14 protein-coding genes are annotated in these 19,265 nt (G+C 70.7%); 10 read left to right on the top strand and 4 right to left on the bottom strand.

All coding sequences use genetic code 11. From position 1 onward, the window contains the following. The first annotated feature begins 100 nt into the window (after positions 1-100). Positions 101-1,276, top strand: coding sequence for an MFS transporter (locus JOE48_RS22860; RefSeq protein ID WP_210033098.1), 1,176 nt, complete (start codon positions 101-103; stop codon positions 1,274-1,276). Between the two features lie 46 nt (positions 1,277-1,322). Here JOE48_RS22860 and JOE48_RS22865 read toward each other — a convergent pair whose 3' ends face one another. Beyond that, positions 1,323-6,167 (bottom strand): NAD-glutamate dehydrogenase, encoded by a 4,845-nt coding sequence (locus tag JOE48_RS22865; protein ID WP_210033099.1) that lies wholly within the window; start codon positions 6,165-6,167, stop codon positions 1,323-1,325. Between the two features lie 220 nt (positions 6,168-6,387). Between JOE48_RS22865 and JOE48_RS22870 the strand changes: the two genes are divergently transcribed. From JOE48_RS22870 to JOE48_RS22885, 4 genes are all read left to right on the top strand, one after another. Next, the gene (locus tag JOE48_RS22870; protein ID WP_312893351.1) at positions 6,388-6,744 is read left to right on the top strand and encodes a MarR family winged helix-turn-helix transcriptional regulator; all 357 of its coding nucleotides are present in this window, start codon (positions 6,388-6,390) and stop codon (positions 6,742-6,744) included. 36 nt (positions 6,745-6,780) lie between these two features. Then, complete coding sequence (locus JOE48_RS22875; protein ID WP_210033101.1) at positions 6,781-8,067, top strand: MFS transporter; 1,287 nt, start codon at positions 6,781-6,783, stop codon at positions 8,065-8,067. A gap of 192 nt (positions 8,068-8,259) precedes the next feature. Continuing rightward, positions 8,260-9,426, top strand: a complete 1,167-nt coding sequence (locus JOE48_RS22880) for a multidrug effflux MFS transporter (RefSeq protein WP_245253462.1) — start codon at positions 8,260-8,262, stop codon at positions 9,424-9,426. Between the two features lie 75 nt (positions 9,427-9,501). Next, a complete protein-coding gene (locus JOE48_RS22885) occupies positions 9,502-10,029 on the top strand; it encodes a DoxX family protein (RefSeq protein WP_210033103.1) in 528 nt (175 codons plus the stop codon). Here the strand turns inward: JOE48_RS22885 and JOE48_RS22890 are convergent, their stop codons facing one another. Beyond that, positions 10,030-11,475 carry an MFS transporter gene (locus tag JOE48_RS22890; RefSeq protein ID WP_210033104.1) on the bottom strand — a complete coding sequence of 482 codons (1,446 nt, stop codon included), beginning with the start codon at positions 11,473-11,475 and terminating at the stop codon, positions 10,030-10,032. Positions 11,476-11,680: 205 nt separating this feature from the next. On the opposite strand from JOE48_RS22890, the gene JOE48_RS22895 reads away from it, so the two are divergent. Then, positions 11,681-12,571 carry a DUF3313 domain-containing protein gene (locus tag JOE48_RS22895; RefSeq protein WP_210036001.1) on the top strand — a complete coding sequence of 297 codons (891 nt, stop codon included), beginning with the start codon at positions 11,681-11,683 and terminating at the stop codon, positions 12,569-12,571. Here the strand turns inward: JOE48_RS22895 and JOE48_RS22900 are convergent. Then, positions 12,568-13,722 carry a M20 family metallopeptidase gene (locus JOE48_RS22900; RefSeq protein WP_210033106.1) on the bottom strand — a complete coding sequence of 385 codons (1,155 nt, stop codon included), beginning with the start codon at positions 13,720-13,722 and terminating at the stop codon, positions 12,568-12,570. The two genes, JOE48_RS22895 and JOE48_RS22900, sit on opposite strands and share 4 nt — an antisense overlap. 271 nt (positions 13,723-13,993) lie before the next feature. Here JOE48_RS22900 and guaB point away from each other — a divergent pair, with 271 nt between their 5' ends. Beyond that, positions 13,994-15,487 carry an IMP dehydrogenase gene (guaB, locus tag JOE48_RS22905; protein ID WP_210033115.1) on the top strand — a complete coding sequence of 498 codons (1,494 nt, stop codon included), beginning with the start codon at positions 13,994-13,996 and terminating at the stop codon, positions 15,485-15,487. A 7-nt stretch (positions 15,488-15,494) separates the two neighbouring features. Continuing rightward, positions 15,495-16,439: a 2-dehydropantoate 2-reductase gene (gene panE / locus JOE48_RS22910; RefSeq protein ID WP_210033117.1), complete on the top strand. Its 945-nt coding sequence runs from the start codon at positions 15,495-15,497 to the stop codon at positions 16,437-16,439. A gap of 21 nt (positions 16,440-16,460) precedes the next feature. Here panE and JOE48_RS22915 read toward each other — a convergent pair whose 3' ends face one another. Continuing rightward, on the bottom strand, positions 16,461-16,634 hold the full coding sequence (locus JOE48_RS22915; RefSeq protein WP_210033119.1) for a hypothetical protein: 174 nt from the start codon (positions 16,632-16,634) through the stop codon (positions 16,461-16,463). A gap of 210 nt (positions 16,635-16,844) precedes the next feature. On the opposite strand from JOE48_RS22915, the gene JOE48_RS22920 reads away from it, so the two are divergent. Next, a complete protein-coding gene (locus JOE48_RS22920; protein WP_210036002.1) occupies positions 16,845-18,146 on the top strand; it encodes an RsmB/NOP family class I SAM-dependent RNA methyltransferase in 1,302 nt (433 codons plus the stop codon). A gap of 99 nt (positions 18,147-18,245) precedes the next feature. Beyond that, complete coding sequence (locus tag JOE48_RS22925; protein ID WP_210033122.1) at positions 18,246-19,265, top strand: alpha/beta hydrolase; 1,020 nt, start codon at positions 18,246-18,248, stop codon at positions 19,263-19,265.

A 19,265-nucleotide genomic window follows, 5' to 3' on the forward strand; every position in this document is an offset into this window, starting at 1 on the left:
TGCGCCGCGTCCTCTCGGCTAGGCAGGCGACCCTCGGCTGCCATCCTACGCATGTTGCTTCGCACAATCGCGCGAAGGTCCTGCGCTGGAGAGCGACCGCGTGCCGCCACTGCCGATCCTGGCTCTTGCCGTCGCCTCGTTCGGCATTGGCACCACCGAATTCGTCATCATGGGACTGCTGCCGGAGGTGGCGCAGAGTTTCGGCGTCACGATCCCGCAAGCCGGCTACCTGGTTTCGGGCTACGCCATGGGCGTCGTGATCGGCGCACCGATCGTGGCGATCGCGACCGCGGGCCTGCCGCGCAAGGCGGCGCTGCTCGCCCTCATGGGCGTCTTCCTGATCGGAAATCTCGGCTGCGCCCTGGCCCCCAGCTACGGCCTGCTCATGGCGGCACGCATTCTCACGGCCTTCGCGCACGGGGCGTTCTTCGGCATCGGCGCCGTGGTCGCCCGGGATCTGGTGCCTCGAACGAAGCGCACACAGGCGGTCTCGCTGATGTTCGCGGGGCTCACGCTCGCCAACGTGCTCGGTGTACCCCTCGGCACCGCCCTCGGACAGGCCGTCGGGTGGCGGGCAACGTTCTGGGCGGTGGTGGCGATCGGCCTGGCGGCCGGCCTCGCGATCCAGCTCTGCGTACCATCCGGGCTCCCGGGGACGCGCGGCCGCCTCATGAGCGAGTTCCGCGCGCTCGGCCGCTGGCCGGTGCTGCGACCGATGCTGATCTCGACCCTGTCCTCGGTGAGCTTCTTCACCGTGTTCACCTACATCACGCCGTTCCTGACCGGCGTGAGCGGGTACTCGCCGCAAGGTGTGACCGGCGTGCTGTTCGCCGCCGGCATGGGCCTGACGATCGGAAACCTCGCCGGCGGTCTGTTTGCCGATCGCGGGCAGATGGCGACGATCATCGGAAGTTTCGTGGGGATCGTCGCGGCGCTGCTTCTGCTCGCCGCGGTCGCCCACCATCCGGGCCTGACGCTGGCGGTGCTGGTCCTCTGGTCGGCGCTGGTCTTCGCGCTGGTCTCACCGCTCCAGATCTGGGTGGTCGAGGCCGCGACCGACGCGCCCAACCTGGCCTCGACCCTGAACCAGGGCGCCTTCAATCTCGGCAACGCCACGGGCGCCTGGATCGGCGGTACGGCTTTGACGCTGGGGGCCGGCTACGGCCAGCTTCCCTTGATCGCCGCGGCCGTCTCGCTGATCGGCCTCGGTCTGGTGCTCACGGCTGTCAGCCGGAGCGGCCGGCGCATGCTCGCGCCGGCCGCGCCGGGAGCGTGATCGCGGGACCGCCCGCCGGGCGTATCGAAGCCCGCATGGGCCGCCTCTAATCGGTTCGGACGAGATCACCGAGAAGGCTCGCCGCCACGGTGACCTTCGAGACCGTGAGGCTCGAATCGCCGATGGCATCCACCGCCTGGCGGATGCGCGCCAGCGGCGCACCCCTGGCCTTCGCCCAGGCCTCGACAGCGTCCGGACCGGCGCCCAGATCGGTCACGACTTCGGCCGTCAGCTTGCGATGCGCCGCCCCGATCCCGGCGACCGCACGCTCCAGCGCAACACGGTCGAACGTGTCGGCGACCGGCACGGTCCGCGCCGCGGCCGCGAGGTCGTCCAGCCGGAAGGCGTGCTCCAGCGCGAAGTGCGTCGCCGCCACCGCCTCCACCGGCCGCCCGCTCGCCTCGGCGACCCGGACGATGTCGGGGGCAGAGATCAGGGCGCTCAGCGACGCGAGGCGCCGGGCCTGAGCCGGCGCCATGCCGAGCCCGGCAAGCTCGGCCTCGCGGGTGCCGACGACCGCGAGCGCTTCCTCTCCGAGAACCTTCGGCAGTGCCGACTCCACGGCGGCGATGCCATCGCGGTAGCGGTCTACCACCGGGGCGATGCCACCGCTGAGGTCGAGGTTGCGGATGAACCAGACGATCCGGTTGAGCAGCAGGCCCTGAACCTCCGCGTACAGACCGAGCTGACCCTGGCCGGAGATGCGTCCGGCGAGGCTGTCGATGGCGAGGTTCAACTCCATCAGCCCGAAGGCGTCGCGCGTCACCGCATAAGCCTTGGCGATGGTCGCGGCATCGGCGCCGGTCCCGTCGACGAGGCGGGTGATCAGGGAGGGTCCGCCGCGGTTGACGATGATGTTGGCCAGCGCGGTGGCGATGATCTCGCGCCGCAGGCGGTGCGCCTTCACCGAATCCGGGAATTGCTCGCGCAGCGCCTTGGGGAAGTAGCGCTGGAGCTCGCGGTCGAAATACGGGTCGTTCGGCACGGCGCTGTCGAGGATCGCGTCGTGCAACGCCAGCTTGGCGTAGGCCAGGAGTACGGCGTATTCCGGCCGGGTCAGCCCCTCGTTTCGGCGCATCCGTTCGGTGAGCGCGGCATCGTCGGGCAGGAATTCCACCGCGCGATCCAGCCGACCCTCGCCCTCCAGCGCCTGCATGGTCCGCATGGCGAAGCCGGTCTCGTCGAGGCCGCCGCGCTGGGCGAGGGACAGGGCGAGGGTCTGTAATTCGTTGTTGCGCAGGACGAGGTGCCCGACCTCATCGGTCATGGCGGCCAGCAGGGCGTTGCGCGCCTCGTAGCTCAGACGACCGTCCCGCTCCGGAGTCATGAGCGCGATCTTGATGTTCACCTCGACGTCCGAGGTGTTGACCCCGGCGGAGTTGTCGATCGCGTCGGTGTTGAGCCGGACGCCCGCGCGCGCCGCCTCGATCCGCCCGCGCTGGGTCAGGCCGAGATTGGCGCCCTCGCCGACAACCTTGGCGCGCAGCTCCGGCCCGGTGATGCGCACGGCATCGTTGGCGCGATCGCCGGCATCCTCGTCGGTCTCCGCGGTGGCGCGGACGTAGGTTCCGATGCCGCCGAACCAGAGCAGGTCGGCCGGCGCTTTCAGGATCGCCTGCATCAGTTCGGTGGGCGTTGCCTCGGCTCGGTCGAACCCGAGGGCGGCGCGCACCGGTTCCGAGAGGGGGATGGTCTTCAGGCTGCGCGGAAACACGCCGCCGCCTTCCGAGATCAGGCTCCGATCGTAATCGGCCCAGGAGGAGCGCCCGAGATCGAACAGCCGCCGCCGCTCGACGAAGCTCGCCGCCGCGTCCGGGTTGGGATCGAGGAAGATATCCCGGTGGTCGAACGCCGCGATCAGCCGGATGCTCTCGGACAGCAGCATGCCGTTGCCGAACACGTCGCCCGACATGTCGCCGACGCCGACCGTGACGATCGGATCCGTCTGCACGTCGACGTCGATCTCGCGGAAATGGCGGCGCACCGCCTCCCAAGCGCCACGGGCGGTGATGCCCATGCCCTTGTGGTCGTAGCCCTGGCTGCCGCCGGAAGCGAAGGCATCGCCCAGCCAGTGCCCCTTCTCCAGCGAGAGGGCATTGGCGATGTCCGAGAAGGTCGCGGTCCCCTTGTCGGCCGCGACCACCAGATAAGCATCGTCGGGATCGTGCCGCACCGTGTCGGGCGGCGGCACGATGGCGTCGTCGACGATATTGTCGGTGAGCTCCAGCAGCGTTCGGATGAAGATCCGGTAGCTTTCGGTCCCCTCCTGCATCCAGGCGGCGCGGTCCGAGGCCGGCGGCAGGCGCTTCGGGAAGAAGCCGCCCTTGGCGCCTACGGGCACGATCACGGCGTTCTTCACCTGCTGGGCCTTCACCAGGCCCAGGATCTCGGTGCGGAAATCCTCCGGCCGGTCCGACCAGCGCAGGCCGCCGCGGGCCACGTAGCCGAAGCGCAGATGCACGCCCTCGACGCGGGGCGCGTAGACGAAAATCTCGAAGAGCGGCCGCGGCAGCGGCATCGCCGTGACCCTGGAGCAGGCGAACTTGAAGCTGATCGTCTCCCGGGGCTTTCCGTCCGGGCCGCTCTGGAAGAAGTTGGTCCGGACGGCCGCCTCGACGAGGTTGACGAACCGGCGCAGGATCCGGTCGTCGTCGAGACTGGTCACGTCGGCGAGCGCCGCCTCGATGCCGGCGCGGACCTCCGCCTGCCGGGCGTCGCGATCCCCCGTCAGGGCTGGGTCGAACCGGGTGCGGAACAGCGCGACGATCGCCCGGGCGATCCCGGAATGCCGGCTCAGCGTGCCGGCGAGGTAATCCTGTCCGTAGCGGATGCGCAGCTGGCGCAGGTAGCGCCCGAGCGCCCGGAGCAGAGCGGCCTCGCGCCAGGGCAGGGCGGCTTCGAGGACGAGCCGGTTGTAGCCGTCGGATTCCGCCAGATCGTCCGCGATGGCGAGCATGGCGGCTTCGAGCGGCTGCTCCAGCGCCGCGAGGTCGATCGCCGCGCCGGTGGCGCGCTCGATCAGCATGTCGTGCAGCCAGACGCGCTCGGCCTCGTCGGCGCCGGTGGGCATGACCCGGTAGGTCCGCTCGTTGATGACGCGGAAGCCGAGATTCTCCAGGGCCGGAACGCGGTCGGACAGGGCGATGGCGGTGCCGCGGGAAAACACCTTCAGGCGGACCTGCGCGGCCGGATCGGAGGGGCGGCGGCCGAGATGCACGGCGCGCGGCTGAGCCCCGCCGAGACCTTCGAGGATGGCCACGTCGGCGACCGCGACCTCGGGCTGGAAATTGTCGCGATAGGCGGCGGAGAACGCATCACCGTAGCGCGCGGACAGGATCCGCGCGCGGTCACCGCCCTGCGCGTCGGCGAGGGCCGCCCGCAACGCGTCGCCCCAGGTCCGGACCAAATCTCCGATACCGGCTTCGAGGGCGGCCGGGTCCTGCTCCGGCGCGCCCTGGTCGGGCAGGCCGATGATGTAGTGGATGCGGGCGAGCGGGCCCTCCGGGTAGTCCGGATAGGCGACGCTGAGCCGCCCGCCATAGGCCTCTGCGAGGTAGCCGCCGATCCGTTGCCGGATTGTCGAGTCGTACCGGTCCTTCGGGACGTAGACGAGGAGCGAGACGAAGCGGCCGAACCGGTCCGGACGCGACAGCACCCGGATTCGCGGCCGGTCGGCGAGGTTGGCGATGGCCAGGGTGAACCGGTACAGCCGCTCGACGTCGATCTGGAACAGCTCGTCGCGCGGGTAACTCTCGAGGACCGCCAGCAGGCTTCGCCCGGCATGGCTCGTCGGATCGAGGCCCGCGCGCTGGACAACCGAGTCCACCTTCCGGCGCAGGATCGGCACCTCCCGGGTCGGGCTCGTATAGGCGGAGGCGGTGAACAGCCCGACGATCCGCATCTCGCCCGAGAGCTTGCCGAGGCCGGAGAACAGCTTGACGCCGATATAGTCGAGATAGGCCGACCGGTGGACGCGGGAGCGCACGCTCGCCTTCGTGATGATTAGCGGCTGCGGTTCCTCGAGGAAGGCCAGGATCTCGGGCGTGTAGTCGACCGGCGTCCGGCCGCGGCGCAGGGGCGTGGCGCCCGGATCGCGCAACACGCCGAGGCTCGACCCCTCGATCAGGGGATGGGCCTCGCCGTCGATGCCGTGCTGCTGCATCCCGAGGATCAGGAACTGGCCGTCGCTCAGCCAGGCGAGGAAGGCGCGCGCCTCGGCGGTCTCCTCCTGCGGCATCGGGGTGGGCGCCGCGCCGAGATTCGTCGCGAGTTCGGACAGGCGCGCCAGCATGGCGTCGTGGTCGGCGGCCGCCAGGGCGACATCCCGGTAGACTTGGGCGAGGGCGTCCAGCAGCCGGTCGCCGGCCTCCGCGTCCAGGCGGTCGAGGTGGATGTGGAGGAAGCTCTCCCGCGCGAGGCTGCCGTTCGCGTCCGCCGTCGTCTCGCCGACCACGCGGATCAGGGACCCGCCCGCATCGCGGTCGACGCCGAGGATCGGATGGGCGACGAGGTGGGGAGAAAGTCCCTGCTCGGTCAGCTCCGCGAGGGTCGAATCGAGCAGGAACGGGCGGTTGTCGTTGATGACTTCGAGAATCGTCATTTCGTGACGCCGGCCGGCCCGCGGCAGTTCGGCGTCAACGAGGCGCATCCGGGCGGGATCTTGCGGCCGCCGTGGCTCGGCCAGGAAGGCGCGGGCCCGCCCGGCCAGATCGGCCAGGGAGTCGGCGGGGTAGGGCGCCAGATCCTCGGGCGTCACACGGCCGAACAGGTCGCGCACGAACCCGCCCGGTCCGCCCTGCTCGGTGACGATGTCGGCAGCCGCCTCGATCAGCCCCGTGCGGGCCGACTTCTGCTCCGATGAGGACAACGCCGTCGCGGTCTCGAGTGTCATCGCGCTTCTCCCGAACCGGGTCACTCGCCTAAGCGATAGCAGGGTGATCCGAGGTGTCGATGACACTCCCCACCCGTTTGGCGCCCCGTTGGTGTCGATCGGTGCGAACCGTCAGGCCCCGATTGTCTTCCGAATAAAACGTGCATATACACGCATCATGACAAACGACCCCCCGGTCGAGCCCTGCACCTGTTCCGCGCTGCGGCGGGCGACTCGCGCCGTGACGACGGCCTACGATGCGGCCCTACGCCCGTCGGGGCTTCGGGTGACGCAATTCGCGATTCTCCGCCTGCTGGAGCGGTTGGGACCGAGCCCCGTGACGCGGCTCGCCACGGAGGCCGCCCTCGAGCGCACCACGATGGGACGCAATCTCGATCCGCTGGAACGGCGCGGGCTGGTGCAGATCGCGGCCGGTGCGGAGGATGCCCGCGAGCGCGTGGTGACGCTGACCGAGACCGGGCGCGAAGCCATCGCGGCGGCGCTGCCGTTTTGGCGGGACGCGCAGGCCCGCATCAACGCCCAAGTGGAGCCCGGTGCGGTCGCGGCCCTGACCGATGCCCTGATTTCCGCAGCCTGACCGACCTGCAGCAGCCGTTTCAACCGGAGCCCGATCATGCCCGCTCTCTCAGAGACGCGTCCCGCGCCGCGCCTCCACTACGCCTGGATCATGGCCGCGGTGACGTTCCTGGTTCTCCTCGTCGGGGCCGGGGTCCGGGCCACGCCGAGCGTGCTGATCGTACCGTGGGAGCGTGAGTTCGGCTGGACGGCGGCGACGATCGGGGTCGGGATCGCGCTCAACATCTTCCTGTACGGGATGATCGGCCCCTTCGCGGTGGCGATCATCGAGCGGTTCGGCCTGCGCCGCTCGGTCTGCATCGCGCTCCTGATCCTGGCAATCGGCACCGCGGCCACCAGCCTGATGACCGCGCCCTGGCAGATGGTCCTGCTCTGGGGGATCGTGGTCGGCTCGGGCTCGGGCATGGTCGCGAACGTCCTCGGCGCCACCGTAGCGGGGCGCTGGTTCGCCAAGCGGCGCGGGCTGGTGCTCGGCATGCTGACGGCGAGCAGCGCCACAGGTCAGCTCGTCTTCCTGCCGATGCTGGCCTCCCTGGCGGTCGGGCAGGGCTGGCGTTCGGTTTCGCTCGTGGTGGCGGCCGCGACGCTGGCGCTGATCCCGCTCGCCGCCTTGCTGCTGCGCGATCGTCCGGCCGATCTCGGGCTGCCCCGTTACGGGGAGGACGCGATCACGCCGACGCCGGTCCTGACGGAGAACCCGGCGCGTCGCGCGCTGCGCGGCCTGCGCATCGGGCTGCAATCCCGGGATTTTTGGCTGCTCGCCGGCACGTTCTTCATCTGTGGAGCCTCGACCAACGGCCTGATCGGCACGCACCTCATCCCCGCCTGCATCGATCACGGCATCGCCGAGGTGACCGCGGCGGGTCTCCTCGCGCTGATGGGGATCTGCGACCTGATCGGCACCACGGCGTCGGGATGGCTCACGGACCGGTTCGACTCGCGCAAGCTCCTGGCTTGGTATTACGGCCTGCGCGGCCTGTCGCTGATCTTCCTGCCCTATTCCTTCGACTACAGCTTCTACGGCCTGTCGCTGTTCGCGGTCTTCTACGGGCTCGACTGGATCGCTACCGTGCCGCCCACCGTCCAGCTCGCGGGCAAGTCCTTCGGCGAGGAGAACGCCGCGCTGATGTTCGGCTGGATCGCAGCCGCCCATCAGATCGGCGCCGCCTCGGCGGCGTGGCTCGCCGGCATGGTGCGGACCGACACGGGGACGTATCTCGGCGCCTTCGTGTCGGCGGGCCTGCTCTGCCTTGTCGCGGCGCTCATGGCGGCCTTCGTCGGCCGCAAGCCAGCCGAGCCCGTGCTGCGTCCGCTGCCGGCCTGAACTGCGCCGGGCGGGCGCGATTGTCACAAGTGTGCCGCGAAGGACGAGCCCTGATCGGCCGCCTTCCTCACCATTCGAGTGCCCGCTTTGACCATCGCGATCCGGCCCGTGCCGCCGGTCCAGGACGTTCGTGCCCCGCGCCCCTGGTCGGGGCCTGGCTTCGCCGAGTTCGTCGCCATCATCGCGCTGATGATGGCGGTGACGGCGATCTCGATCGACAACCTGCTCCCAGCCTTCCCGGCCATCGAGACGCGGTTCGGCGTTCCGGATCCGAACCGGCTGCAGCTTCTCGTCTACGTCTACATGATCGGCTTCGGATTCGCGCAGATCGTCTACGGGCCGGTCTCCGACGCGCTCGGGCGACGACCGGTCCTTCTCGCGAGCCTCGCCATCTACGTGGTCGGCTGCGGCCTCGCCATGGTGGCGCCGAGCTTCGGCTGGCTGCTCGCCGCGCGGATCATTCAGGGCATCGGCGCGGCCGGCGGGCGCGTGCTGTCGGTAGCGATCGTGCGTGACCGTTTCTCCGGCCGCGAGATGGCGAGCGTCATGTCGCTCACCATGATGGTGTTCCTGATCGTGCCGATGATCGCGCCGGCGATCGGCGGCCTGATGCTGGCGCTGGGCTCCTGGATCTACGTCTTCGTCTCGATGCTGGTCCTGGCCTTCTGGCTGACCCTCTGGTTCTCCCTGCGCATGCCGGAGACGCTGCACCCGGAATACCGGCGGCCGCTCTCGCCGGCGGCGACCTGGGAGGCGATCCGCCTGACGCTCAGGACGCGCGTCGCGATCGGCTACACCACCGCGCTCGGCCTGATGACCGGCTGCATCATGGGCTACGTCGGCTCGGCTCAGCAGGTGTTCGACACCGGCCTGTACCATCTCGGCCCGCTCTTCCCCCTGGCCTTCGGGCTGGTGGCCGGCGCCATGGGCGCGGCGACGCTGATCAACGCGCGCGTTGTCCGGCGGGTCGGGATGCGGGCGATGTCCCACGGCGGCGTCATCGCCTTCACCCTGGTCGCGTTGGTGCAGGTCGGCGTCGGCTTCGCCTATCAGGGCCGTCCGCCGCTGGTCCTGTTCCTGGCACTCCTGGCGCTGAACCAGTTCCTGATGAGCTTCGCGATGCCGAATTTCAACGCGCTGGCGCTGGAGCCGCTCGGCGCCATTGCCGGTACCGCCGCGTCGTTCCTCGGCTTCTACACCACGATCCTGGGCGCGTTCTGCGGCTTTCTGATCGGTCAGGCCTTCGATGGCACCGTGCTGCCGGTCGGGATCGGTTACGCGAGCCTGGGTATCCTGGCGCTGCTGGTGGTGGTCTGGACGGAAAGGGGCCGCTTGTTCCGCGGCGGCGTCGGCGGCTGACGCGTCCGGCTTAACGCGGTCTTTAGCGGAGGACCGTCAAGCTCCGGACCTGATTTCAGCTGACCGGACCCGCCCATGATCGCACGCGCCCAGGACGGAACCCTCCTCGCTGCGCGTCTGCTGCTCGCCGCAGCGCTGCTGCCCACCGGGATTGCCCGGGCCCTCAACGTCTCGGGCTTCGCGCTGACCCTCGCCGGCAACGGCATGCCGTTTCCGAACGCTGTCGCCACCGCGGCTGTGGTGGTTCAGGTCTTCGGGCCGCTGGCGCTGGTCCTCGGCGTGCTGCCGCGCCTGACCGGGCTTGCCCTCGCGGCTTTCGCGACCGCGACGGCTTTCGTGATCCACGATTTCTGGCGCTACATCGGCCCGACGGCGATCGCCGAGCGCACGCTGATGCTGGCCGATCTCGGCCTCGCGGGCGGCTTCCTGATGTACGCCCTCACCGGACCGGGCGCCTGGAGCTGGCAGGGCTGGCGCGCGGGCACGATGGCCGCTCCGTCGCCGAGCGCCACGGGCGCCGCCAAGAATCCGGCGAAGAGCGCCGCGACGCGCGGCGGGGGCAAGCGCACGACCGGTCGGCAGCCCGCCCGGGCCGCGGCCTGATCAGCCGTGCCGCGGCGTCATCTCGGCGGCCGGCGGCGTCGCCGCGACCGACTTCCGGCCGGAGACCTCGGCCCCGGCATCCGGCGACAGCTGCCGGAAGCCTAGGACGGAGGCCGCCGAGATCATCGCCACGGCGACGAATGCCGGCCCGAAATCGCCGGCCTCGATCTGCGTCCGCCCGTGCCACGCGGCCGTCCCCTCCAGGGCCAGCGCGCCGAGGGTGACGCCGAGGCTCAGCGAGAGCTGCTGGCAGACGCTCGCGAAACTCGTGGCCGCGCTCATCTCACGGGATTCGAGATCGGCATACGCGATGGCGTTGACGCAGGTGAACTGAACCGAGCGCGAGCAGCCGCCGACGAACAGCAGGGCCAGCATGATCCAGTGGGGCGTCTCGGCGGTGTAGAGCCCGTTGACCGCCAGGAAGACAGAGGCCAGCGCCGCGTTCCACACCATCAGGGTCCGGAACCCGGTGCGGCGGAGGATCTTGGGTGCCAGAGTCTTCACGAACATGGCGCCGGCGGCCGCCGCGAAGGTGATCAGGCCGGAATGCAGGGCGTCGAGGCCGAAGCCGACCTGCAGCATCAGCGGAAGCAGGAACGGGATCGCCCCGGTGCCGATCCGGAACAGGCTGCCGCCGATGACGGCGACCCGGAAGGTCGGGCGCCGGATCAGGTCGAGCCGGACGATCGGGTGGGCGACCCGCCTCGCATGCGCGACGTAGACCGGCAGCAGGACCGCCCCCGCGGCGAGGCAGCCCCAAGAGACCGCGGACGGCAGGAGGTGGCGGCCCAGCGACGCGAGGCCGAGCATCAGCGCGGCGAGTCCGGCGCCGAGCAGCACGAAGCCGAGCAGGTCGAGGGGCGGCCGCTCCGGCTCGCGGATATCCTCGAAATACAGGCTTGCCAGCACGATCCCCGCGCAGCCGATCGGCAGGTTGATGAAGAAGATCCACCGCCAGTCGAACCATGTGGTGATCAGGCCGCCGACCGGCGGCCCGAGAACCGGGCCGACCAGCGCCGGAAAGGTCAGATAGGCCAGCGCGGTGACGAGCTGCGACTTCGGCACGCTGCGCAGCACCACGAGGCGCCCGACCGGCACCATCATCGCGCCCCCCATGCCCTGAAGGAACCGCGCCGCCACGAACCAGGCCAGACCGTTCGCGGCCGCGCAGGCCAGCGATCCCGCCATGAACACCACCAGGGCCGCGCGGAACACGGTCCGCGAACCGTAGCGGTCGGCCATCCAGCCGCTCACCGGGATGAAGATCGCGAGGCTGACCAGATAGGAGGTCAGGGCGAGCTTCAGCGCGATCGGATCCTCGTGCAGGCTCGCCGCGATGCTGGGCAACGCGGTGGCGATCACCGTCGAGTCGGTGTTCTCCATGAACAGCGCGGTGGCGACCGTCAGCGGGACGATCCAGAGCGGTCTTTTGGCTGTAGGGGGCATCAGACAGCAGACGCGTGTCGTGCCGCGGCGGTTGCACGGCAGCGCCGCCAACTCGCACCCTCATGTTTCGCGATTGTATCTCTCCTGCAACAGAGGTTGAGCGCCTGAGGACGGCCACCTTTTTTGCGGGAGGCCGAATGGCTACGTTTAATCACGCGGCCGTGAAGTGGCTGCAGCCGGTACGAAGCCGGGCTACGAGGAAATGATGCAGTCCAGCCCCAGCAAGGTGCGCTCCCTGCCGCGGATCGCCGCCGGCGTCGCGCTTCTCTCCATGGTGGCCGCCTGCGGCACTGTCCTGCTCAACGATCGCGGCTCGCTCACCCGCTACGATCGCCTGAAGTCCAGCGACCAGGTGGCGTCGGCCTCGCGGATCTACGTCGACCAGCCGGCGCTCGCGAAAGCCCGCACCGTCCGCATCATCCCGACGGCCTTCCACGCCGATGTCGCCGGGGCGGCGCCGCTGACCCAGGCCGAACGGCGCCTCATCGCCAACGCCGCCGACCGGGCGCTCTGCTACGACCTGTCGCTGAAGTACGACATCGTCACCAGCCGCGACGCGGACCTGACGGTGCGGGCGCAGGTTACCCGGGTGGACCCGACGGATCTGCTCGGGGCCGGGGCCACGATCGCCGGCTCGGCCGGCGTGACGGTCGCGTCGCAGCTCGGCCTGAGCTTCGCCGAAGGCGTCGGGCGCGTGCCGATCCCGCGGGTGCCGATCGGTCTCGGCAGCCTGACGGTCGAGGCGGAGGCGCTCGACCGGAGGCGCGAGCAGCGCGCCGCCATGGTCTGGGGCGGGGCAGCCAACTCCTTCACCAGTCAGCCGCGCTTCTCACGGGCGAGCGACGCCTACGATCTCGCCGGCGAATTCGGGCAGGATTTCGGCTTCATGCTGGCGACCGGCGAGGATCCGTTCACGGCGCCCAACACGCTGCCGACCTGGGACCGCATCCGGATCACCACGCTCGGCGAGGCGCCGCTGGATCCGGATTGCGAGGCGTTCGGCCGGGCGCCCGGCATCGACGGGATGCTGGGCGACTATATCGGCCTGCCACCGGAATACACCGATAAGGGCGCCAGGATTCCGGCGATGCGCTAAGCCGACCGCGCGGTCGGCTCAATGACCGCTCCGTCGATGCACAGCCGCCGGATCAGATCCGTGTAGAGGGCCTGCGCCTCCGCGATCCTGTCGATGCGGCAATGCTCGTCGGTCTTGTGGCACTGCTCGGCCTCACCAGGGCCGATCACCACGGTCGCGACGTTGTCGAAGGCGGGCACCAGGGCCGATGCATCCGTGAAGTAGGGCGCGCCCGCCGGCTCGGCGGTCAACCCGGTCCGCTCGTGAAGAAGCGCGAGCAGCGATGCCGCAGCGGGATCGTCGATCGCCGTCGAGAAGCCCGGGAAATCTGTGACGACCCGGATCTCGGCATCCGGGCCGAACAGCGTCCTCAGCGCGTCGAGGAGCTGCCCGTGATCCTGCTCCGGCAGGGTGCGGATATCGACGGAGAACTCGGCCCAGTCGGGAACGGAGTTGATGTTCTCGCCGCCCCGGATCGTGGTGACGCAGGCGGTCGTCGTCCCGAGCAGCGGATGGCGGGCGCCGAAATCGTGCGCTCCGAGCGTCTGGATCCAAGCCGCAGCCTTGGCGACGGCGTTCTGCCCTTCCTCCGGCATGGACGAATGGGCCGCGCGGCCGCGCGCCGTCACCACCACGCGGAGCGAGCCCTTATGGGCGAAGATCGGGGCGTTCGAGGTCGGCTCCGCCACGATCAGGAGGCCTGCCGGACCGAGGACCCGTTCCCGGCCGACATGGAAGGCGCCCTCGCAGCCCGTCTCCTCGCCGGCAGTGATCACCAGGGTGAGGCCGTGGCGGAAGCGACAGCCGTCCGCGCGCACGTTGCACGCCGCCGCGACGAAGGCGGCGACGCCCGCCTTCATGTCGCTGGCGCCGCGCCCGTACAGCCGGCCCTCGTGGACGATCCCCGCGAAGGGGGGAAACGTCCACGGGTTCGTGCCCACCGGGACGACGTCGATATGGCCGGTGAAGCAGAGCGGCTTGCCGCTGCCCGTTCCGGGGATGCGCGCGACGAGGGTCGGGCGATCCTCCGCGAAGGCGTGGCTCTCGACCGCGAAGCCGCGTTCCGCCAACAGCTGCGCGAGGAACGCCGCGCAATCCTTCTCGAGTCCGGGCGGATTGAGCGACGGAAAACGGATGAGCTGCTGCGCCAGCGTGACGGCGTCGATAAGCATGCGCGGGATCCTTCGGCCGGACGGATGAGACAACGTCGGGCGGACGGGATCGACCCCGCAGGAACCGTGCCCGGCCTCCGCCCGGTCCGGGTCGGAGCCGCGGCGTGAATCCTCTGCACAGGCTGGCGTGGAAAAGCCGCGAGCCATGCGTGTTTTCACGTGACGACGCGGCAAGCGTGCATTGGCGCCTTCGTGGGGCCCGTGATACTGGCACTTGCCAACCCGATCCCGCTGCGCGACCCGCGCGCCGCCGTCCGAGGAAAGTTGGCACATGGCCCGAGTAGAAACCGCATCGATCATCGAGGGCCTGACCTTCGACGACGTGCTCCTGCGGCCCGCCGCCTCCTCGGTGATGCCCACCGAGGTGAACGTGGCCTCCCGGCTCACCCGCACGATCCCGCTGAACCTGCCGATCCTCGCCTCCGCGATGGACACGGTCACCGAGGCGCCGATGGCCATCGCCATGGCGGCCGCCGGCGGGATGGGGGTGATCCACCGCAACCTGGAGCCGGCCGAGCAGGCCGAGCAGGTCCGGCTCGTCAAGAAATACGAATCCGGCATGGTGATGAACCCCATCACCATCCACCCCGACGAGACGCTGGCCGACGCCTTCGAGGTGATGAAGCGCAATCGGATCTCGGGGATCCCGGTGGTGGAGCGGGGGCCCAACGGCTCGCGGGGCAAGCTCGTCGGCATCCTCACCAATCGCGACGTCCGCTTCGCCACCAACTCAGCCCAGCCGGTCGCCGAGCTGATGACCCGGGACCGCCTGATCACGGTCCGCGAGGGCGTGACGCAGGACGAGGCCAAGCGCCTGCTTCACCAGTTCCGGATCGAGAAGCTGCTGGTCGTCGACGACCATTACCGCTGCATCGGCCTGATCACCGTCAAGGACATCGAGAAGCGCGTCACCTACCCGAACGCCGTCAAGGACGAGCAGGGCCGTCTGCGGGTCGCCGCCGCCACCACGACAGGCGACAGCGGCTTCGAGCGGGCCGAGCGCCTGATCGATGCCGGCTGCGACGTCATCGTGGTCGATACCGCCCACGGCCATTCGATCAAGGTGCTCGACGCCGTCGCGCGGGTGAAGCAGCTCTCGAATGCCGTGCAGGTCATCGCCGGCAACGTCGCGACGCGGGACGGCGCCCAGGCGCTGATCGATGCCGGCGCGGATGCCATCAAGGTCGGCATCGGGCCGGGCTCGATCTGCACCACCCGCATCGTGGCGGGCGTCGGCGTGCCGCAGCTCACCGCCCTCATGGAGGCCGTCGAGGCCGCGGGCGAAGCCGACATCCCGGTGATCGCCGATGGCGGCATCAAGTATTCGGGCGACCTCGCCAAGGCGATCGCAGCCGGCGCCTCGGTGGCGATGCTCGGCTCGCTGCTCGCCGGCACCGACGAGGCGCCCGGCGAGGTGTTCCTCTACCAGGGCCGCTCGTACAAGTCTTACCGCGGCATGGGCTCGGTGGGCGCGATGGCCCGCGGCTCGGCCGACCGCTACTTCCAGGCCGAGGTGAACGACACCCACAAGCTCGTGCCCGAGGGCATCGAGGGGCAGGTGCCCTACAAGGGCCCGGTCGGCAACGTCCTCCACCAGCTCGCCGGCGGCCTGCGCGCCGCCATGGGCTATGTCGGCGGCGCGACGATTCCGGAGTTCCAGGCGCGGGCGCAGTTCATCCGCATCACCAATGCCGGCCTGCGCGAGAGTCACGTCCACGACGTGACGATCACCCGCGAGAGCCCGAACTACCCGTCGCGGACCTGAGGAAGCGATGCGCACGCTGATTGTCGGGGCCGGCGCGACCGGCGGCTATTACGGGGCTCGCCTCGCCGAGTCGGGCGCCGACGTGACCTTCCTGGTCCGGCCGGCCCGGGCGGAGAAGCTGGCGGCGGACGGGCTAAATGTCCGCAGCCCGCTCGGTGACCTGCATCTGCCGAATCCGCCGACGGTCACGGCCGACCGGCTGGCCCAGGCCGGGCAGTTCGATCTGGTCCTCCTGTCCTGCAAGGCCTACGACCTGGACAGCGCCCTCGCGGATCTCGCCCCCGCCGTCGGTGCTGAGACCGCGATCCTGCCGGTGCTGAACGGCATGTCGCATCTCGACGCGCTCGACGCCCGCTTCGGCGCCGAGCGGGTACTTGGCGGCTCCTGCGCGATCGCCGCGACGGTCGCGCCCGACGGGGCCATCCGGCACATGAGCGAGCTGTGCAGCATCACCTACGGCGAGCGGGACGGATCGCGCTCAAGCCGCATCGAGTCAGTCGACGGCCTGATGCGCGGGCTGAAATTCCAGTCTCGGCTCAGCGACATGATCCTGCTCGAGATGTGGGAGAAGTGGGTCTTCCTCGCGACGCTCGCGGGCGCCACGACCCTGATGCGCGCCGCCATCGGCGACATCGTAGCGGCGCCCGGCGGGACCGCGCTCATCGCGGCGCTCCACGCGGAATGCACGGCCGTGGCTGCCGCGAGCGGTTTCGAGCCGCGCGCCGTCGTCGCCGAAAGGGCCCGCGCGCAGTTGAACACGGCCGGATCGACCTTCACGGCCTCGATGCTGCGCGACATGGAGAACAAGGGGCGGATCGAGGCGGATCACGTGATCGGTGACCTGATCGCCCGCGGCCAGCGGCTGGCGCCGGAGGCGCCGCTCCCGGTCCTGGCCGCGGTCTATACCGGTCTCAAGGCCTACGAGGCCCGTCGGGCGCGGGAATCGGCTTGAGCCGCAACCCGCGCCGATCGCTCAGTACCGGCCGGGTGGCGGCGGAGGCGGATTGCCGTATTTCAGCTGCGTCTTGGCATCGACCGGCCGGCGCGGGGGCGGCGTGAGGTCCGGCTGCGCGGCCGGGGCGCTGGCGCAGGCAGCGAGGGAAGCGGCGACCAGGGCCGCGCAGGCGACCCGAACAACGCACGTCATGGGCAGAGATACTCCTGTTCGGCAGCCGACGACCGACCGCGCTGGTCGGCCGCCGACGGATGCCATAGGACACGCGGCAGTCCGCGCTGGACCGCCCGCCTGACGGTCTGGGCCGCGAACGTGCTGGAAGCTCGGCCGTATCGTGGCGGCTTCGTGGGCCAAGCGTGGCCGTTTTACGCTGTCGTTGACGCATTCCAAAGGATCTGAACCCTGACCCCCGCCGCCCGCTGCTCCGCCGCCATCGAAGTCCTCACCGATATCACCGAGCGCCGCCGTCCGGCCGCCGATGCGCTCAAGGATTGGGGCCTCGCGCACCGCTTCGCCGGATCCGGCGACCGCGCGGGCATCGCGAGCTTGGTCTACGACGCCCTCCGCCGCCGGTCGTCCGCCGCGTGGATCATGGGCTCGGACACGCCCCGCGCCATCCTGATCGGCGCGCTGCGGCTTCAGCAGGGCCTCGCCGCGGCCTCGGTGGCGTCCCTGTTCTCGGGGGAGCGTTTCGCGCCGGAGCCGTTGAGCGACGCGGAGCGCGCGCGCCTCGAGACCGGCACGCTGCAGGATGCGCCACCCGCGGTGGCGGGCGATGCGCCGGCCTTCGCGCTTCCGGAATTGTCGGCCGCCCTCGGTGACGATCTGGTCCCGGAGCTGAAGGCGCTGGCCCGGCGCGCGCCCCTCGATATCCGCGTCAACGCCCTGCGCGGCAGCCGCGAGGACGTGATGCCGGCCCTCGCCGCCTTCGAGGCCGCGCCGGCTCCGCACGCACCGCAGGGCTTGCGGATCCCGATCGGCGCGGACGGACGCGGGCCCGCCCTCCATGTCGAGGCGGAGTTCCTCGACGGCTGGTACGAGATCCAGGACGAGGGTTCGCAACTCGCAGCGCTCCTGGCCGATCCCCGGCCCGGCGAGACCATCGTCGACCTCTGCGCCGGCGGCGGCGGCAAGACCCTGGCGCTCGCCGCCCAGACCCGGAACGGCGCCCGCCTCATCGCCACCGATGGCGATCCGCGCCGCCTCGCGCCGATCCACGAACGCCTGCGCCGCTCGGGCGCCGTGGCCGAGGTGCGCACGCCGCGGACCGGCAAGGCGCGCGCCGACGTCCTGGAGGATCTGGACGGCCGCGTCGATCGGGTCGTGGTCGATGCGCCCTGCACCGGGTCGGGTACGTGGCGCCGCAACCCGGACGCCAAGTGGCGCCTGCGTCCCGGCAGCCTCGCGCTTCGGACGGCCGAACAGGCTCAGGTCCTCGACCGGGCGGCGCGGCTGGTGAAGCCCGGAGGGCGGATCGTCTACATCACCTGCTCGCTGCTCCCGGCCGAGAACGACGCGGCGGTGGCCGGCCTCGTCTCACGGTGGCGCGGCCGCTTCGACGTCGTGCCGTCGGCGGATGTCCTGGCGGCGGGACCGGCCTCGCTGCGGGACGCGGTGCGCATCACCGCGCACGGCGTACAGATGAGCCCGCTCCGCACCGGCACCGACGGCTTCTACGTCGCTGTGATCGCCCGACGGGGCTGAGCCGCGAAACCGCGGCGGAGCCGCCGACGTTGGACCCGGGCTCCTGCGGGAGCCGGGTCCGTCGACGGGCTCGAACGCGGCCTCATTCCGGAGATGCCCTTGCGCCTCGACCGCCGACTGCTGCTCGCCGGACTTGGGAGCGCCTTCGGCCTGCGCTCTGCGCAGGCTGAGATCGATGGGAAGGCGCAGCCCGCTCCCCAGGGGGCGCCGCAAGAGGCGATCCGCGCGCTGCCGCGCTCGCTGCCGGGAGCGGACCTCGAGGTGATCGACCTCTGGCCCGGCGATCCGCCCGGCGGCGGCAGCGGACCTGACGCCGCCGGGTATCGCTACGTGGAGGGTACCTTCGGCGACATCACCCGCGTGGCTCGGCCCTGCCTGCTGGTCATGCGGCCGGCCAACGCCAACGGCGCGGCGGTGATCGTCGCGGCGGGGGGCGGATACGAGTTCATCGCGCTCGGCAACGAGGGCGTCCCGGTCGGGCGGGTGCTCAACGCCGCGGGCATCACGGTCTTCCTGCTGATCTACCGCCTGCCTGCTGAGAGCTGGGGGGCGGGGCCGGATGCCCCGCGGCAGGACGCCCAGCGCGCCCTCCGGCTGGTCCGGTCGCGCGGCACGGAGTTCGGCGTGGACCCGGCGCGGGTCGGCGTCCTCGGCTTCTCGGCGGGCGGGCATCTCATGGGCGAGACGGCCGTCGGCAGCGCCCTCGATCTCTACCCGGGCGTCGATGCGGTCGACTCGCAGCCGGTTCGGCCCGCCCTGGCGGGGCTGATCTACCCGGTCATCACCATGCGCAAGCCGTTCGACCGGACCCACACCCGCCGGATCCTGGTGGGCGACGAGGTCACGCCCCTGGAGATGAAGACCTACTCAGTCGACCTGCAGGTCGGGCCGGAGACGCCGCCGACCTTCCTGGTGCAGGCCATCGACGACCCGGTCGCGGTGGCCGACCACCCGCTCCTGATGTTCTCCGCCCTGCGCAAGGCGCGGGTCCCGGCCGAGCTCCACCTGTTCGAGCGCGGCGGCCACGGGTTCGGCCTCGGCAAGCCCGGCACGCCCGCGGCCGCCTGGCCCGGCCTGTTCCTGGCCTGGATTCGGCTCCACGGCTTCCTGCGGAGCTGA

Origin of the sequence: Methylobacterium sp. PvR107 (assembly GCF_017833295.1) — a bacterium.
GTDB lineage: Bacteria > Pseudomonadota > Alphaproteobacteria > Rhizobiales > Beijerinckiaceae > Methylobacterium.